This window comes from Lysobacter sp. Soil_N_23, assembly GCF_057656135.1.
In genome coordinates this window covers 69,144-85,825 of record NZ_JBDGKY010000016.1, presented here as the reverse complement: position 1 = coordinate 85,825, position 16,682 = coordinate 69,144, and the positions used below count along the sequence as shown (strand labels likewise).

The following is a 16,682-nucleotide window of genomic DNA, read 5'->3' as shown; positions in this document are numbered from 1 at the left end:
GGTGCCGGCGCGATGGAACCGTCAGAACTTGTAACCGGCGGTAAGGCTGTAGATTCGTCCGAAATTGTTCGCGTAGGCGGAGGAGAAGCTCATGAAGTCGTTCGGATCGTAGAACGGAAGGCGGTTGAACACGTTCTTCACCGTGACGCCCACCGTCAGCTTCTCCGTCGGCCTCCAGCTCACGCCCAGGTTGGTCGTCCACCACGACGGCGCGCCGTCGCACTGGCTTGGGGACACGTCCACGAAGCCTCCGGTGCAGGTTTCCGTATTGTTGTCCTGCGCATCGATCTGCTCCAGGGCCCACCTGGTCTTGCCGACGTAGTTGACGTACAAGCTGGTGGTCCAGTTCTTGAGGCTCCAGTCCGTGTTGAAGGTGGCGCGCAGGCGCGGGTTGCCGTAGTAGCCAACGAGGTTGCCGTAGTACCAGCCGCTGCCATCGTCGGAGTTGTACATGTTGCGATTCGCAATGGTCGCGGCCACGCCGATGTTCAGGCCGCCCCATTCGCCCAGGTCGAAACGGCCGCGGGCATCGACATCGAAGCCATCGACCAGGGTGCGGCCCCTGTTCTTGTACTGGCCGATGACGCTGGAGACGTTGCCCACGGTATAGGTCGGCAGCGTGCCAGGGCAGGCCACGCCGCTGGCCGGGTCGGCGCACATCGCGGCCAGCGCGGCCTCGTTGGCGCGGTCGGAATCGGTGATCGGGAAGCGGCCCAGCGACAGGATGTCTTCCTGCCTGCTGAAGTCCGGCGCGACAATCTCGTCGCGGCGGCTGATGTACCAATAGTCGGCCGACACCGACAACCAGCTGGTCGGTTCGTACACAAAGCCCAGCGTGGCGATATCGGCCGTCTCCGGCTTCAGGTCCTGGTTGGGCTGGGTCATGCGTGCCACGGTGCGGCCGCAATCGGAGTTGAGCAGCGTATTGCCCAGGTCCACGTCGCCCGCGCGGCTCGACTGCAACAGCAGGTCGGCGATCGCGTTGGTTTCGTTGCAGCGGGTCTCGTCGCGAAAGCCGCCGAGCTGGGCGAACACGCCGCCGGTGCCGGACTCGGCCAGGCTGGGAGCGCGGAATCCCTGCGAATAGGTGCCGCGCAACAGCAGCTGCGACAGCGCCTGGTACTTGAGGCCGATCTTCGGGGCAATGTTCGCATCGAAGTTCGGATACTTGTCCAGGCGCAGCGCCGTTTCCAGCTCCAGCTTCCCTGTGATCGGGGCGACGGCCTCGGCGAACAGCGCGTAGGTGTTGCGCGCGCCGTCAAACCACGAACCGCCCTGCTGGGTGATCAGGCCGTTGGCCGCGTCCTCGTTGCCCGGGGTGTAGAAGGTCTCGCGGCTCACGTTGAAGCCGAACGCCGCGCGCACTTCGCCGGCCGGCAAGGTGTAGACCGTCCCATCGACCTTTCCGTCCAGGGTGTGCAGCCGGGTCCAGGACTGGATGTCGAAGGTCGGGTAGGCCTCGCGCAGCAGTGCCGCATTGGCCTCGCTGATCACGCCGAACTGGTACGCCGGGTTGTCGGAGATGATCACGCGGCCCGTGCCCGGGTCCGTGGTGAACGGGCCGAATGCCTTCTCGAAGCCGTCCAGGTTGACGTTGATGGTCTGGTAGGTGGTCGAATGCGAGCCGGCGGTGGCGAACGCGGTTTCCCAGTTCCAGTCGCCGATGCTGCCGCGCAGTCCGGCCAGCGCACGATAGCTCTTGTCGGTGTTGCGCTGCCCGAAGTAGTCGTCACCCACGTCCTGCAACAGGTATTGCAAGCCAACCACGCCGCCCATCAACGCTCTCAGCTCGGGGCTGGCATGGTTGTAGACGTTGTTCGGACCCATGTACGGGTAGAAGAACTGGTTGACGTTGTTGCCGGTGTTGCGCGAGAACCAACTGGTCGGGTTACCGGTGGTGGTGCCGAAAGCACGCGGCGTGCCGCCGTTGGCGCGCAGGTCGATGTCGGTGTAGGTCGCCTCTGCGAAGCCTTCGGTGGTCTCACCAATCAGGAAGTGGCCGTTGACGTAGGCGGTGATGCGCTCCGACTCGGCGCCACCGTCGATCTCGTTGTTGAGCCAGGTCTGCCAGACGCAGCGCGGTCCGGCGGCTTCGGTGATCACGTTGTTGCAGGTCGGCGCTGCTTCCTGCACGCGCGCGCCGGTGACCGGATCGAACGCGAAATAGCTGCCGGGGTTGAACACGCCCGGCGCGCTGCCAGTGTCGAGGCGAAGATTGTTGATGTAGTTCGGGTTGTTGACGTAGTACTGGTTCGGCTTCCTGTCGTACAAGTCGCTCAGCGGAATCGCGTCGCGCCGGTACATGTTGACTGTGCCGTAGACGTTGTAGCGGTCCTCGTCGAGGTCGCCGAAGCCGCCGGTGATGCTGGCCTGGTGCTCGCCGTAGCTGTCGATGCGCGATGACATGTCGGTGGTCGCGGTGACCTCGAGCCCCTTGTACTCCCGCCTGGTGATCACGTTGATCACGCCGGCCACCGCGTCGGTACCGTACACGGCCGAGGCGCCGTCGGTCAGCACCTCCATGCGTTCGATCGCCGCGGCCGGGATGGAGTCGATGTTGACGAACTGGGTCTGGAAGCCCGCCGGCGCGCCGTAGTACGACAGGCGACGGCCGTTCAACAGCACCAGCGTGCCCTGCGCACCGATGCCGCGCAGGTTGGCCTGCGAAGCGCCGTCGGAGCCGGTGAACAGCGACGTGGAATCCACCTGCCCGGGTCGGTTCGCAGGCAGGTTGTTGAGCACCTGGAGCAAGGTCCGGGCGCCCATGTTCTCGATGTCCTGCTTGGTGATGATCTGCAGCGGCGACGCGGTTTCGCCGTCGATGCGCTTGATGCTCGAACCGGTGACTTCGACGCGGTCGATGTCGGTCGTCTTGTCATCCCCGGCCTGTTGCGGCGCGGCCGCGGCATCTGCGGCGGGCTGAGCAGTCTGTGCCGACAGCGGGCCAGCGGCCAGCACGGCAGCCAGGGCGATGGACAAGGTGGTAGCGGGGATGCGACGACGGCGTGCAGGCAACATCTGTGGCTCCTTGTTCGGTCAGCAGCGAACGGCGCTGCGGGCGGATGGCGTGGCTAAGACGTGGGGAAGCGGGGATTGCGGTGTTTCTGGCAACAGCGCTCCCGGGCCGCGGCCACCTGGCCGCAGTCGAAGACATCGGGGATCTCGAGGGCGCTACGTCAGGGCGATGCGATCGTGGCGGCGTCGCCCTCCTGTCCGATCAGTGCGGCATTGGCCCAGTTGCCGCAGACCTGCGCCGGCCGCGCGCCCTGTGCACCGAGGGTGCGCAGGCTCAGCCGGTGCAGGCCACGAATGTCGAGCTCGGGCTTGACCACGCCCGGCGCGCGTACGAGGCCACTGTCGTAGAGCAGGCGATCGTCGCCCCAGACCTGGAACTGCATTCCGCCGGCATCGCGGCAGCGATCGTCGATGCCCAGGTCGGCGCGCAGCAGGCGCCAGTCGCCCTGCAGTTGCAGGTCGATGCGGCTGTCGACGCCGACGCCGAGACCGCGGCGGAAGCGCAATCCGTTCATGCGCATGCCGTTGATGCCCATGCCCGCGTCGCCGCCGTGGGCGCGATCGAGTGCGACGTCGCCGCCGGCCGGCCACTTCAGCTCCGACAGGTACAGCTGCTGCGCCGGCCGCTCGGCCGACTGGTGTTCGAGCACACGGAACGTGGACAGCGTGATCGGGCCGACATCGCGCGGTTGCAGCGCATCGAACGCGCGTGCAGCACCGCCCTGCGCGGCCGACACCATGGGGTCTGTGCTGCTCGCGCCGTCCCCATCGGGATTCTGCGTGCTCAGCACGCGGAAGCGCAGCAGGCGGGCGGCACGGGCCGGGAAGTCGATGCGTTGCATTCCTTCCTGCAGCGTCAGGCGACCGCGCTTGACCGGCTCGCCCCACTCGCCATTGCTGTCGGCCAGGTAGATCTCGTAGTCGCGGATCTGCCCGTGCTTCCAGTTCTTGTCGTTGCGCGGCGCCAGCTCGATGCCGTCGATCAGGCGGCGCTCGCTGAAGCCCAGCACCCATTCGTGCGCACCGGTGCGCACGGCCTGGTTGCGCACGGTGCGGAACCAGGTCGCCGGATCGTCGTCGAAGGCATTCTCGAGCGCGTGGCCGGGTTCCTCGGCCGGGCGACCGACCACCAGCAGGCTGTCGGAAGGCAATGCACGACCCAGCTCGGGTGCGGCGGGGAATTCGTCGTCGGGCAGCGGGGCGGCCGTGGCAATGGCCAGGCGCAGCTCCACGGCGCGGCGAATATCGAGTGGCGCGGTGCGCACGTGCAACGTGCCGCGACGCTCTGCCTCATCGAAGAACCAGCCCTCCGCAGCGGCCTCGTAGGCCGCGCGATCGGGCAACGCCGGCAGCGCGCGCCCATCGAGCTCGACCGACTGCGGCCGCTGGCGACTCAACACGCGCAGGGCATATCGGCGCTGCGGCAACTGGCCCGCGTACTGGCCGCGGACGGCGTCGATGCGCACGTGCACATCGCCACTGCCCCGCTCCGGCGCCTGCATGGCAATGGCCTGTTCGGCAAATTCTCCCTGCTCGTGGCGACGCGTCGAACCGTCGTCCTCATACAGCGTGTACGTCGACTGCCCTTGCGGGTACAGGTCGAGCGTGAGCTCGTCGAGCGGCTTCTCGCCGTCGAACAGCATCGCCGGGTACATCGGCACGATCGCACCGGCACGCACGAACACCGGCAGCGTCGCCAGTTCCACCTTGCGGTCGAGCTGCCGTCCCTGCGCGCCGGCGGTGATCCTGCGACCGTCCCAGTAGTCGATCCATCCACCCTGCGGCAGGTGGATGTCGCGACGCCAGCCGCGGCTGGCGGCCTGGCTGCGATACACCGGCGCGACCAGCAGTTCGCGGCCGAGCAGGAACTGGTACTTGTGCGCTTCGGTCCAGGCCTGCGGATCGCCGGGGAAATCCCACAGCAGCGGCCGCACGATCGGCGCGCCGCTGACTGCCGCGTCGCGCGCCAGTCCGTACATGTACGGGGTCAGGCGCATCTTCAACTTGAGATAGTCGCGATTGATGCTGCGATAGGGTTCGTCGTACCACCAGGGGTGCTTGCGCGCGGCCGACGACCAGCCCGACATGCCCATCAGCACCGGCGTGAAGCTTTTCCACTGCAGGTCGCGGGTAAAGGTTTCGGCGCTGCCGCCGAAGATCGCGTCGACGTCGCCGCTGGCGTAGGCCATGCCCGACAGACCCGAGCCGATCAGTGTCGGGATGTGCCAGCGGATGTAGTCCCAGCTGCTGCTCTGGTCGCCGGTCCAGGCCACCGCGTAGCGCTGGATGCCGGCCCAGCCCATGACCGTCCACAGGAACGGACGCGAGTCGGAATTGTGGAGGATGCCGTTGAACGCCTGCTGGTTGGCATCCATCGCGAACTGGTAGCCCTTGCCGGTCCAGGCAACATCGAGCTTCTGCACGCGGCTGCCGGCCTTGCCGACTTCCCAGGCGATCTTGTCGACGCCGTTCTCGGTCCACAGTCCGGTCTTGAATCCGTAGCGCGCCAGGCCCTGCGAAACCTTCGGCAGGTCCTTGTAGCCGCAACCGTAGCCGTCGTTGGGCAGGATCCAGCCGCCGGGCATGTCGTGCTCGCGGTATTGGCGCGCGACGCTGTCGACCACGTCGGGCGTGGTGCCGGTGGGGCCATCGCTCCAGCCCTCGGGCACCGTCCCGGGCTTCTTGCCGTTGTCGCCGTCGTTGTAACAGTCGGCATCGCCGTACGACAGCGCCCAGCGCGGCAGCAGTCCGGCGCGACCGGTCAGCGCGGTATAGCGGTCGAGCAGCGCGTGCAGGTTGGCGCCGACGAAGTAGTACGCATCGAAGCGATCTTCGCGGTGCATCAGCGTGGCCTGGTCGGACAGGCGCAGGTCGTAGCTGCCGTCGCTCCAGGTGTTGCGCAGCATGCCCCAGCCGCGCGAGCTCAACAGGACCGGTGCAGGGCTCGGGCGATCGCCCTCCTCCCAGCCACCGGAATACGAGATCTCCAGTTCACGGCCCTTGAACTCGAAGCGGCCGTTCTGCTGGCCGCCACCGTAGAAGTGTTCGTCTGCCTGGCTGGACAGAGTCTGCACGCTCTGCGCCGCATCGAGGTCCAACGGCTGCAGTTCCTGCCACAGCGGTAGGGTCTTGCCGGCTTCGATGCGCCCGAGCGACAGGCGCAACGGCTGGCGCTGGATCTGCAGCACCATGGCATCGGTGCGGATGCGGACTTCGCCAGCGCCTTCCTCGAAGGTGAAGGGCACCGCCGTCACCGGCTGAGGCAGAACGATCGGCGCGGCTTTGTCACCGGCCGGCAGCAGCTTGCCGTTGCGACCTGCCTGGACGCGCACAACATCGGGGCGCAGCAGATCGATGCGCAGGCGCGCGCCGTTGTCGGTGGTGAGGTTCCAGCCCGCTTCGCCATCCTTGCCGGTGGCCGGGGCGATCTGGCGAAGGTTGCCCAGGGACTCGGCCAGGGCAGGCTCGGACACCACCAGCCACGCAGACGCCATCGCGATGGCCAGGCCTACATGCTGTCGTCGGCGGATCTTCAACTTGCCCCCAAGCCCGCGATTGGCGGGAATCCGAAACCATTGCGGCCGACTCTAGGGCAGCGGATCGAAACGTGTCAACGAATTGCAAAGAAAATAGAAGGTATTTTTCTTCAAATCGAAACATTGTGCAAAGCACCACTTTCCTATCACTCAGATGAATCCTCAAAACGTGCAATCAGCAAAGGCCAGGGCCGGTTCGATATCGCAGACACCCGGCACCGCGCCCCGGCAGGACCCGAAACCTTCGTACTGACAAACTTTTGCTTAACTTTCGATATTTGACATTTCGAAAGAAAACGCAGATCGTGCGCTCGCCCAACAGGAATCACGAATGGACGCCACTTCGCCTCCCGACTTGTCCACCTGGCAGCGCCTCGGCGGCGGCCATACCGCGCAGGAGATCGCGCAGCAACCCGTGCTGTGGGACGCGCTGGCGGACTCGCTCGAACAGGTGCACGGCGACCTCGACCGCTTCCTGGGTGACGGCCTGCACCAGCCCTCGCAGCGGGTGATCCTGACCGGCGCCGGCAGCTCGGGCTTCATCGCCGAAATGGCCGCCGACCAGATCAACGCACAGTGGCCGGCCGAAGTGCGTGCGATCCACACCACCAGCCTGCTGACCCATCCCGAGCTTTACCTCGATCGCGACCGCCCGACCTTGCTGGTGTCGTTCGGCCGCAGCGGTTCCAGCCCGGAGAGCGTCGCCGCTGTCGAACTGGTGCGCGAGCGCGTGACTCACGCGCGTTTTCTCGACATCACCTGCAACGCCGACGGCGAACTGGCACAGCGCGGTCGTGGTCGCACCGACACGTTCACGCTGCTGATGCCTGCCGCCAGTTGCGACAAGGCCTTCGCCATGACCAGCAGCCTGAGCTGCATGCTGCTGGCGGCGCTGGCGACTTTCGATGCGGCGCCGTGGTCGCAACGCCTGCAGCAACTTCGCACGATCGCCGCACTGGGCCAGCGGGCACTGACGCAATGGCAACCCGCCGCCGCGGAACTGGCAGGCAACACCTACGCGCGCGTGATCTACCTGGGCAGCGGCCCCCTCGAATCGCTCGCGCGCGAGTGCGCATTGAAAGTGCTGGAACTGACCGCGGGCCGGGTGCTGGCGCTGGCCAACACGCCGCTGGGTTTCCGCCACGGCCCCAAGTCCACCGTCGATGGCGACACGCTGGTGGTGGTGCTGCGCAGCGTGCAGCCGCTGGCGCGTCGTTACGAGCAGGACCTGCTCGACGAACTTCGCCGCGACGGCATCGCCGGTCGCATCGTGTCGGTCGGCCCGCAGGCCGACCACGGCGACGCCGGCGATTTCGCGCTGGACGTGCCTGCCCTGCCCGATGCCTGGCTTGCGCCGCTGTGGCTGACCCTGCCGCAACGCTATGCGTTGATGCGCTCGGCTGCGCTCGGACTCACCCCCGACAACCCTTTCCCGGACGGCACGGTCAATCGCGTCGTGCAGGGCGTGACCATCCACCGCGCCGGTTGAGCGCGCGACCATGCAGACCTACTACGGCATCGACATCGGCGGTACCAAGATCGAGCTGGTCGCGTGCGGCCACGATCTCGAGGTCGGCTACCGGCGCCGCGTCAACACGCCGACCCAGGATTACGACGCTTTCCTGCAGGCGATCACCGCGCTGGTGCACGACGCCGATGCCGACCTTGGCCGGCCGTGCGATGCCATCGGCGTCGGTGTGCCGGGCGTGGTCGACCGCGCCAGCGGCCGCCAGCTCAGCGCCAACGTGCCTGCCCTCACCGGCCGCCAGGTCGGCGCGGACCTGCAGCGACTGCTGGCCCGCCCGCTGCACCTGGGCAACGACCTGCAGTGCTTCGCCTTGTCGGAAGCCCACGGCGGTGCGGCGGCCGGCTACGCCAGCATGTTCGGCGTCATCCTCGGCACCGGCGCCGGCGGGGGCTACTGCGTGGAAGGTCGCCTGGTCGCCGGCTACAACGGCATCGCCGGAGAGTGGGGACACTGGTCGGTGCCGGCGACGCTGCTGGCACGGCATTCGTTGCCGATTCTCGACTGCGCCTGCGGCCTGCGCGGCTGCCTGGAGCGCTACGTCTCCGGCAGCGGCATGGCGCTGATCCACCGCCATGCCGGCGGCGATCACCTCGAGGCCAGCGACGTCGTCGCCCGTGCACGATCCGGCGATGCCATCGCGTTGCAGGCGTTGCAAATCCATCTCGACCTGCTCGGCCATGGCCTCGCCGGCGTGGTGCTTGCCTTTGATCCGCACGTAATCGTGCTGGGTGGCGGCCTGTCCAAGTTCGAGCAGCTCTACCGCGACCTCCCGACTGCCATGGCCCCGCACCTGTTCAAGGGCGTGCGGGTGCCGCCGATCCTGCCGCCGAGTTTCGGCGATGCCGGCGGTGCGCGCGGCGCCGCGCTGCTGGCCCGCCAGCGCAGCAGCGACCAGTGACCCCCGACCGGAAACCCATGCCGATGTCCGTACCCGCCTCTCCGATCACTGCCCTGCTCGCCGCCCATCGCCGCGGCGAAAGCACAGGCATCTACAGCGTCTGCTGCAGCCACGAGCAGGTGCTGCTGGCGGCGATGCAGGTCGCACTGCGCTACGACACCCTGCTGCTGATCGAAGCGACCTCCAACCAGGTCGACCAGTTCGGCGGTTACGCCGGCATGAACCCGTCGCAGTTCCGCGACTACGTGCTGCGCCTGGCGCACACGCAAGGGTTCCCGATAGAGCGACTGGTACTGGGTGGCGACCATCTCGGCCCGAATACGTGGCAGAAGCAGCCGGCGGCCGAGGCAATGGCGCACGCGCGCGAGTTGATCGCCACCTACGTCGCCGCCGGATTCCAGAAGATCCATCTCGACTGCAGCATGTCCTGCGCCGACGACCCGACGCCGCTGGCCGACGAGACTGTCGCCGCCCGGTCGGCGGAACTGGCGCGGATCGCAGAGCGTACGGCCCGCGACGCTGGCCTGCCGGCCCCTGTGTACGTGATCGGCACCGAAGTGCCGGTGCCCGGCGGCGAAGCCTCACTGGCTGCCGGATTGGAGGTGACTCGTCCGCAGGCCGCCGCGCGCACGCTCGAAATCCATCGCCAGGCCTTCGCCACGCCCGACCTGGCGTCGGCGTGGGAGCGCGTGATCGCGATGGTGGTGCAGCCCGGCGTCGACTTCGACCACAGCGAGGTGCACCACTACGACCGCCAGGCCGCAGCCGCCCTGTCGGACTTCATCGAAGCGCAGCCGCGCATCGTGTTCGAGGCGCACTCCACCGACTACCAGACCGAAGCGTCGCTGCACGCACTCGTGCGCGACCATTTCGCGATCCTCAAGGTCGGTCCGGCCGCGACGTTCGCGCTGCGCGAGGCGCTGTTCGCGCTGGCGGCCATCGAAGACGAGTTGATGCCGCACGGCGAGCACCTCTCGCGGCTGCCCGAGGCGCTGGACCACAGCATGCTCGAGCGCCCTGGCCACTGGCGCAATCACTACAGCGGCAACGAGCACCAGCTGCGCCTGTTGCGCAAGTACGCGCTCAGCGACCGCTGCAGGTACTACTGGGGCGAACCGCGGGTACGCGATGCGGTCGACCAGCTGGTCGACAACCTGCAACGGCATCCGCCAACCCCGACCCTGCTGAGCCAGTACATGCCCGAGCAGTACCGCGAAGTAGTGGCCGGACGGCTGGCGCCCGACCCGCATGCGCTGATCCAGCACAAGGTCTCCCTGCGCCTGGCCGAGTACGCCCGCGCCTGCGCCCGTAACCAGGCCGGGCCGCGGGTCGGAAACGAAACTTCCGCCGCCGTTGCCCTTTCGGAACGATAAGCTTCCCGCTTCCGAACCGAACCGACAGGCCCACCATGCGAAACACCCGCCAACGCCGGCAACAGATCCTGCAACTGCTGGTCCTGCAGGGCAACGTGCAGGTCGCCGAGCTGGTCGAGCGCTTCGGGGTGTCGTCGGTGACGATCCGCGCCGACCTGACCCACATCGAGTCGCAGGGGCTGGCCACGCGCAACCACGGCGGCGCCGCGCTGGTGCGCACGCCGCCGCCGGAACAGAACATCCACGAGAAGGACGCGCTGAACCTGCCGCTGAAGGATGCGATCGGCGCGAACGCGGCGCGACTGGTGAGGCCGGGCGACAACATCATCATCGACTCCGGCTCGACCACGATGACGCTGGCGCGGCACCTGCACCTGCACCGCGACATCACGGTGATGACCAACGGCCTCAACATCGCCTGGGAACTGGCCAACGCGCCCGGCGTGGAGCTGCTGCTGACCGGCGGCCTGCTGCGCAAGCAATCGCTGTCGCTGCAGGGCAGCCAGGCCGAAGCCAGCCTCAATGCCTACAGCTTCGACACCCTGTTCCTGGGTGTGGATGGCCTGGACCTGCAGTTCGGCCTGACCACGCACCACGAGGCCGAAGCCAGCCTCAACCACCGCATGGTCGAGCACGCGCGCAAGGTCGTCGTGCTGACCGACGCCTCCAAGTTCGGTCGGGTCAGCCTGCATCGCATCGGCCGGCTCGACCAGATCCATACCGTCATCACCGACGCCGGCATCAGCAGCGAGTACCGCGAGGGACTGCAGCGCCTGGGCATCGAGGTGATCATCGCCGAGCCACCGCCTTGACCCAGCCACGCACGCTGCACGGCCGCATCCTCACCGCAACGGGCTGGATGCAGGGGGAAATCGAGTTCGACCAGCGCGTGCGCAGCATCCGCGCCACGCCCGACCGCAATCCAGACGGCGACCTGCCGCTGATCCTTCCCGGCTTCATCGACCTGCATGTCCATGGCGCGGCCGGCGTCGACATCATGCAGGGCGGCGACGCCGCCCGGACGGTGGCCCGCACGCACGCCCGACACGGCACCACCGCCCTGCTCGGCACCACCATGACCGCGCACGAAGACGACATCGTGCACGCGCTGCACGGCCTGGCTGGCGCGATCGGAACGCGCGACCTCGGCATGGCACGCGTGCTGGGCGTGCACCTGGAAGGTCCGTTCATCAGCATCGAACGCCTCGGCGCGCAGCCACCGCTGGTGGTCGAAGCGACGATCGGGCAGGTCGAGCGGCTGCACGCACTGGCACCGATCCGCGTGCTGACGCTTGCGCCGGAGATCGGCAACCACCGCGCACTGATTCCGCGATTGAAGGCGCTCGGCATCCGCGTGCAGCTCGGCCACAGTGCCGGCAGCTACGAAGACGGCGTGGCCGCGCTGGAAGCCGGTGCCGCCGGCTTCACCCATCTGTTCAACGGCATGACCGGATTCGACCATTACCACCCCGGCATCGCCACCGCGGCGCTCGCGCATGCGCAGTACGCCGAACTGATCCCGGACCTGCAGCACGTGCATCCCGGTGCGATCCGCACCGCGCTGCGCGCAATCCCGCGCCTGTACTGCGTCACCGACGCCACCGCCGCCACCGGCATGCCCGACGGCGAGTACGCATTGGGATCGCAGCGGGTCTTCAAGTGCCTGGGTTGCGTGCGGCTGGCCGCCGGCTCGCTTGCCGGCAGCGCGCTGACCATGGACCAGGCACTGCGCAACCTGGTGTCGCTCGGTCTCGACCTGGACGACGCATCCAACCGCTTGTCGCTCTATCCGGCCGACTACCTCGGCCTGCATGACCGCGGTCGCCTGGCACCTGATGCCTGGGCCGACATCGTGGTGCTCGACGCGCAACTGCAGGTGCGACAGGTCTTCGTCGAAGGCGACGCGATCGAAGTCGCCTGACCACCGCTGGCGCAACTGCGCGGCAACGATTCCCTTCTCCTCCAGGACCGGCCCGATGAACGACGTTTCCGCCGCCATGCCCGCGCAAGACCGCGTCGCAAGCCCGCTGTGGCAGGTCCGCTACCTGCTTTTCATCGCCGGGATGGGCGGGCTGCTGTACGGCATCGACATCGGCATCATCGCCGGCGCACTGCCCTACCTGGAGTCCACCGCAAGCGTGAGCTGGCATCTGACCAGCCAGCAGCTGAGCTTCGTCGTCGCGGCGGTGCTGCTGGGCAGCGTGCTGTCGTCGCTGTTCGCCGGCGCGATCGCCGACATGGTCGGTCGCCGCGGGGCGATGCTGCTCGCGGGCGTGCTGTTCACCCTGAGCATCCCGGTGATGGCGCTCGCCTCGGGCTATGTGCCGCTGCTGCTGGGACGGCTGCTGCAAGGCATCAGCGGCGGGTTGATCGGCGTCGTCGTGCCGCTCTACCTGGCCGAGGTGCTCAGCCCGGAGAAACGCGGCCGCGGCGCGGCGATGTTCCAGTTGCTGTTGACCGTGGGGCTGGTACTGGCGGCCTTGATCGGCCTGTACCAGGCGCATGTGGTCGACACCGCCACCGCATCGGTGCAGACGCTTGCGAGCGACGAGCAGCGCCGCGTCCTGTTCGAAGTGAAGGACCACGCCTGGCGCACGATCTTCTGGAGCTGCCTGCTGCCGGGCCTGGTGTTCAGCGCCGGCGTCATGCTGCTGACCGAGTCGCCGCGCTGGTTGGCGCAGCGCGGCCGCATCGCGCAGGCGCGACTGGCGTTGCAGCGTACCGTTGCGGCCGACGATGTGGAGTCGACCCTGCGAGCGATGCAGGTGCCGGCGACTTCGGCCGCCAATGCCGATGACAAGCGCGACAGCCTCCTGAGCCGCCGCTATGCATGGCCCTTCCTGCTCGCATGCCTGATCCTTGCCTGCACCCAGGCCACCGGCATCAACTCGGTGCTGGCGTACGCCGTCACCATCCTCCACCAGGCCGGCCTGCCCGGTGCGGTGGCCAACGGCGCGGACGTGGCGATCAAACTGCTCAATGCGGTGATGACCGTGGTCGCGCTGCTGCTGGTCGATCGCAAGGGACGCAAGTTCCTGCTGATGCTCGGCAGCGGCGGCATCGCGCTTGCGCTGCTGTCGGCGGCGCTGCTGTTCCTGCAGGCCGAACGTGGCCACCTCGACATTCGCCCGGCGCTCCAGCAACAGGTCAGCAGCGACTCGCTGACGTTGAAGCTCGATGCGGCGAACTGGCAGCGACTGGCCGGGGCCGACGTCAGGCAACCGCAGCAGTTGACCGTCTCCTATGCCTACGGCGGGTTCACCAACGTGCGCTCGCTGCGCAGCGACGCACTCGATGCCGATGAACTGGTGATCCGGCGCGATGCAAGCGTGCAGGCCGACGGTGTGATCGGTGCGTTCTTCCGCAGGGTTCATCTCAATCCCTTCCCGGATCCCGCTGCAGCCGCACAGGCACCGCTGCGGATCGAACGCGCCAGCATTGGCCCGGTGCCCTCTGCTGCACACGGCTGGGCGGTCGCCGTCTGCATCCTGGTGTTCGTGGCGTTCTTCGCCGTGGGTCCGGGCGTATGCGTGTGGCTGGCGCTGTCGGAACTGATGCCCACGCGCATCCGCTCCAACGGCATGAGCATCGCCCTGCTGATCAACCAGCTGGTGTCGACGACGATCGCCGCGGTGTTCCTGCCGGTGGTCGGCCACCATGGCTACGCGAGCATGTTCTTCGCGTGGGCGGGGTGTTCGGTGGTCTACTTCCTGGTCGCCGCATTCCTTCTGCCGGAGACCAGGGGCAAGTCGCTGGAGCAGATCGAGGCGGGCTTCCGCTAGGTCGATTCGGGCATGGCATCAGTGCCGTCGTGCTGGTTTGGCGCGCAAAAGCGAACAGCGCCTTGCCCTCACCATTCGCAGTCATCCCACTGACACAGATAGTGGGTCTCCAGCCCGATGCGACTCTGATCCAGGGCCTCACGCGGCAACCGGATCCGGAGCAGGCGGATGGCAGCACGGTGGCCGTCGAACGTGGCCGGCACCCGCACCCGGCAGCGCCCCTCGCCGTGAATCACGATCTCTCCCCGGGGAAACGACACGGCCCTGACGTCGGACCAGTGCAGGCGGCGCGACTTTCCAAAGAGGTTCAGCGCAGTGACGCCACCGATGCCGACGCGGACACGGTGGCCCACGCCATGCGCCCAGGCGATGCCCAGATAGATTGCGCCGATCATGCTGAGGATCGCCGGAGCTTTCGAACCCGCGGCGCAGATCGCGATGAGTACGACAGCGCCCATTGCGGCCAATCGCCAGGCGCTTCGCTTGCCGATGCGCAGAACCAGCACGTCGCCTGCCAGGGACCCGCAGTCTTGAACCGGCTGGACCGAACCACTGGAAACAGTCGCCAGCTCCTGCTTTGACTGGCCACCGATCTCGACAACGTGGTCACAGGGCCCGCTTCCGTACGCCATCTGGGAGACGCAGGCGATCGAAGACCTGCGCACCTTGGGCGAAGGCTCCCCTTCCGATGGCACAAGGGATACGACCTGAGCGCCGGGAGCAGGGCTCCGAGGATCGCGACCGACGTGCAGTTGGCTGATGGAACCAGCGGGATTTCTCATTCAGACGGTCCTGATCATGCGAGCGTTCAGCGCGCTTCAGCGTGGCCGTGGAGATACGACCGTGCGCTTTGCCGAACAGAAGGAACCGATCTGCTTGCCGGGCCGATATCCGGCGTTGCCTTTGTAGCGCAGGTGCAGCGATCCATATATGGGAAACATCCGAAATTTGCCGATACAGGCACAGCGGGTGGTCAATCCCCTTCAGGCCGACACTTCCGTTGTCATCATTCAGACGTACCGTTCCTGCAGGTCGTCCGGTTCATACCTTCACCCGCATGCCCATCTCAGAGTCCGATCACGTTCGCATCACGCGGGCCATTCCTGCCAGTCGCGTCCACCGCTGTCGCGCGCGTGCCTATGCCCAGCCGGAAGCAGGCGAGCTGGCAGTGGTGGTCTTCGAGTACCCGGTAACCGGGATCAACCCGCCGTTGCTGATGGTCGAATGCACCGGCACCAATGGCGCGCGCCGGTGGCTTGCGGACGTGTACGCCTCCGAGCTTGAAGTCGCGCACGGCGTTGGCGCGATTGCCGCATAGGCCACCTGGACTCAAGCAGGCCTGGCCTCTTCGCGGCACTCGATGTGGTTGCCGACGAAGCGCCAGACACCGTCTTCATCCAGCCTGAACGACACCACCTCTCGCCCCGTCCGTTCGTCATCGAATGTCACCGTGAATTCGGAGCATGCGTAGATGCCGGGCGGCAGGCCATCGATGTCCGACCCGGAGCAGACCCGGCGGCTGATCAGGTGCCAGTCGCGACGTCGCACCTTTCCGGCGGCATGCCGCCGCGCCGCAACGGCATGCGCGAACTCGTCGCAGCTCAACAACTCCTTGACCACCTCCGATGCGGCACGCCATACCTGCTTGCCGTGCCCGGCGTCGAGGGCAAGCGCCATTCGCAGGCTGGCATCCCTGAGTGCGCTGGGCTCGATGCTGTCGTCGGCATCAAGCGATCCGTGGGCGGTTTCGTACATGACGGTTTCCTGGGGCTGTCGGGTGCCTGGTGTAGCAGGCCGTGCCCGATGCCAGACAAGTACGTTGTAGCGATTCCGCAATGCCCGGCCCATGGGACGAATCCCAAAGTCGTCCGCAAGCGGCGAAGCCCGCCACCTCATCGGTGGCGGGTTCGCATGAAGCACCCGGGATCAGCGCGCGCGGCCGCGCGTGAGCAGATTGATGACCAGCAGCAGGACCGCAGCGCCGATGAAGGCGGTGATCAGGAAGCCCACCCAGCCGCCACCGAATGCCAGGCCGAGCTTGGGCAGGAACCAGCCGCCGAGGAATCCACCCAGGATGCCAACCACCACGTTGAGCACGATGCCTTGCGATGCGTCACGTCGCATCACGATGCTGGCCAACCAGCCAGCGATGCCACCGACGATGAGATAGATCAGGAAATTCATGGGAACGGTCCTTCTTGAGTGGGGTGAGCCGTGCGGTCCGTCGAACTTCACGCCTGATGATGCGTGCACCGCGTGAAACCGGACCACGATAAGACCCGACCGCAAGCATCGCCATGGGCGAACTTCTCAATGGTTGCCCGAATGACAAAAGGGCGTCCATGCGGAGACTCTCCTGGACCGTGCGGACAGATTCGTTCGCTTGACGACGCGCGGTGCGTCGAACGAACGGTTCGCGGCGCGAACCTGCCACCAGCTCGGGGCGTGATCATCGAGGATCTTCGTCGTCATCGTCGCGACAGTCTGCCGGCGTGCAACTCGATCGGTCGGCGCTGCTGGCGACGACGCCCGGTACTCGACGAGACTCAT

13 protein-coding genes are annotated in these 16,682 nt (G+C 67.0%); 7 read left to right on the top strand and 6 right to left on the bottom strand.

Translation table 11 applies throughout. The features are described 5' to 3' along the window. Positions 1 to 21: 21 nt before the first annotated feature. Together AC3A3X_RS12980 and AC3A3X_RS12975 are read right to left on the bottom strand one after the other, a co-directional pair. A complete protein-coding gene (locus tag AC3A3X_RS12980) occupies positions 22 to 3,018 on the bottom strand; it encodes a TonB-dependent receptor domain-containing protein (RefSeq protein WP_487583440.1) in 2,997 nt (998 codons plus the stop codon). 158 nt (positions 3,019 to 3,176) lie between these two features. Beyond that, positions 3,177 to 6,509, bottom strand: coding sequence for a TIM-barrel domain-containing protein (locus AC3A3X_RS12975; protein ID WP_487583455.1), 3,333 nt, complete (start codon positions 6,507 to 6,509; stop codon positions 3,177 to 3,179). Positions 6,510 to 6,882: 373 nt separating this feature from the next. Between AC3A3X_RS12975 and AC3A3X_RS12970 the strand changes: the two genes are divergently transcribed. The 6 genes from AC3A3X_RS12970 to AC3A3X_RS12945 are packed head-to-tail and all read left to right on the top strand — an operon-like array spanning position 6,883 to position 14,132. Beyond that, positions 6,883 to 8,040: an SIS domain-containing protein gene (locus AC3A3X_RS12970; RefSeq protein WP_487583439.1), complete on the top strand. Its 1,158-nt coding sequence runs from the start codon at positions 6,883 to 6,885 to the stop codon at positions 8,038 to 8,040. A 10-nt stretch (positions 8,041 to 8,050) separates the two neighbouring features. After that, complete coding sequence (locus AC3A3X_RS12965) at positions 8,051 to 8,977, top strand: ROK family protein (protein WP_487583438.1); 927 nt, start codon at positions 8,051 to 8,053, stop codon at positions 8,975 to 8,977. A 23-nt stretch (positions 8,978 to 9,000) separates the two neighbouring features. Next, positions 9,001 to 10,350 (top strand): D-tagatose-bisphosphate aldolase, class II, non-catalytic subunit, encoded by a 1,350-nt coding sequence (locus AC3A3X_RS12960; protein ID WP_487583437.1) that lies wholly within the window; start codon positions 9,001 to 9,003, stop codon positions 10,348 to 10,350. A gap of 35 nt (positions 10,351 to 10,385) precedes the next feature. Continuing rightward, positions 10,386 to 11,162 carry a DeoR family transcriptional regulator gene (locus AC3A3X_RS12955; protein WP_487583436.1) on the top strand — a complete coding sequence of 259 codons (777 nt, stop codon included), beginning with the start codon at positions 10,386 to 10,388 and terminating at the stop codon, positions 11,160 to 11,162. Continuing rightward, positions 11,159 to 12,271, top strand: a complete 1,113-nt coding sequence (locus AC3A3X_RS12950) for an N-acetylglucosamine-6-phosphate deacetylase (protein WP_487583435.1) — start codon at positions 11,159 to 11,161, stop codon at positions 12,269 to 12,271. The genes AC3A3X_RS12955 and AC3A3X_RS12950 overlap by 4 nt, the downstream gene beginning before the upstream one ends. Positions 12,272 to 12,326: 55 nt before the next feature. After that, on the top strand, positions 12,327 to 14,132 hold the full coding sequence (locus AC3A3X_RS12945) for an MFS transporter (protein WP_487583434.1): 1,806 nt from the start codon (positions 12,327 to 12,329) through the stop codon (positions 14,130 to 14,132). A 68-nt stretch (positions 14,133 to 14,200) separates the two neighbouring features. Here AC3A3X_RS12945 and AC3A3X_RS12940 read toward each other — a convergent pair whose 3' ends face one another. Continuing rightward, positions 14,201 to 14,638 carry a PH domain-containing protein gene (locus AC3A3X_RS12940; RefSeq protein WP_487583433.1) on the bottom strand — a complete coding sequence of 146 codons (438 nt, stop codon included), beginning with the start codon at positions 14,636 to 14,638 and terminating at the stop codon, positions 14,201 to 14,203. Between the two features lie 551 nt (positions 14,639 to 15,189). Between AC3A3X_RS12940 and AC3A3X_RS12935 the strand changes: the two genes are divergently transcribed. Continuing rightward, on the top strand, positions 15,190 to 15,450 hold the full coding sequence (locus tag AC3A3X_RS12935; RefSeq protein WP_487583432.1) for a hypothetical protein: 261 nt from the start codon (positions 15,190 to 15,192) through the stop codon (positions 15,448 to 15,450). Between the two features lie 11 nt (positions 15,451 to 15,461). On the opposite strand, the gene AC3A3X_RS12930 is transcribed toward AC3A3X_RS12935, so the two are convergent. The 3 genes from AC3A3X_RS12930 to AC3A3X_RS12920 form a co-directional block, all read right to left on the bottom strand. After that, positions 15,462 to 15,887, bottom strand: a complete 426-nt coding sequence (locus tag AC3A3X_RS12930) for a DUF4019 domain-containing protein (protein WP_487583431.1) — start codon at positions 15,885 to 15,887, stop codon at positions 15,462 to 15,464. Positions 15,888 to 16,058: 171 nt separating this feature from the next. Beyond that, positions 16,059 to 16,316, bottom strand: a complete 258-nt coding sequence (locus AC3A3X_RS12925) for a GlsB/YeaQ/YmgE family stress response membrane protein (RefSeq protein ID WP_487583430.1) — start codon at positions 16,314 to 16,316, stop codon at positions 16,059 to 16,061. Between the two features lie 126 nt (positions 16,317 to 16,442). Beyond that, the gene (locus AC3A3X_RS12920; protein WP_487583429.1) at positions 16,443 to 16,682 is read right to left on the bottom strand and encodes a hypothetical protein; all 240 of its coding nucleotides are present in this window, start codon (positions 16,680 to 16,682) and stop codon (positions 16,443 to 16,445) included.

Bases quoted from the DNA above. Each gene is read 5' to 3' on its own strand.
- AC3A3X_RS12945 (WP_487583434.1), top strand. From the start codon at position 12,327: ATGAACGACGTTTCCGCCGCCATGCCCGCGCAAGACCGCGTCGCAAGC.
- AC3A3X_RS12975 (WP_487583455.1), bottom strand. From the start codon at position 6,509: ATGGCGTCTGCGTGGCTGGTGGTGTCCGAGCCTGCCCTGGCCGAGTCC.
- AC3A3X_RS12965 (WP_487583438.1), top strand. From the start codon at position 8,051: ATGCAGACCTACTACGGCATCGACATCGGCGGTACCAAGATCGAGCTG.
- AC3A3X_RS12955 (WP_487583436.1), top strand. From the start codon at position 10,386: ATGCGAAACACCCGCCAACGCCGGCAACAGATCCTGCAACTGCTGGTC.
- AC3A3X_RS12960 (WP_487583437.1), top strand. From the start codon at position 9,001: ATGTCCGTACCCGCCTCTCCGATCACTGCCCTGCTCGCCGCCCATCGC.
- AC3A3X_RS12930 (WP_487583431.1), bottom strand. From the start codon at position 15,887: ATGTACGAAACCGCCCACGGATCGCTTGATGCCGACGACAGCATCGAG.
- AC3A3X_RS12980 (WP_487583440.1), bottom strand. From the start codon at position 3,018: ATGTTGCCTGCACGCCGTCGTCGCATCCCCGCTACCACCTTGTCCATC.
- AC3A3X_RS12920 (WP_487583429.1), bottom strand. From the start codon at position 16,682: ATGAGTCTCGTCGAGTACCGGGCGTCGTCGCCAGCAGCGCCGACCGAT.
- AC3A3X_RS12935 (WP_487583432.1), top strand. From the start codon at position 15,190: ATGCCCATCTCAGAGTCCGATCACGTTCGCATCACGCGGGCCATTCCT.
- AC3A3X_RS12970 (WP_487583439.1), top strand. From the start codon at position 6,883: ATGGACGCCACTTCGCCTCCCGACTTGTCCACCTGGCAGCGCCTCGGC.
- AC3A3X_RS12925 (WP_487583430.1), bottom strand. From the start codon at position 16,316: ATGAATTTCCTGATCTATCTCATCGTCGGTGGCATCGCTGGCTGGTTG.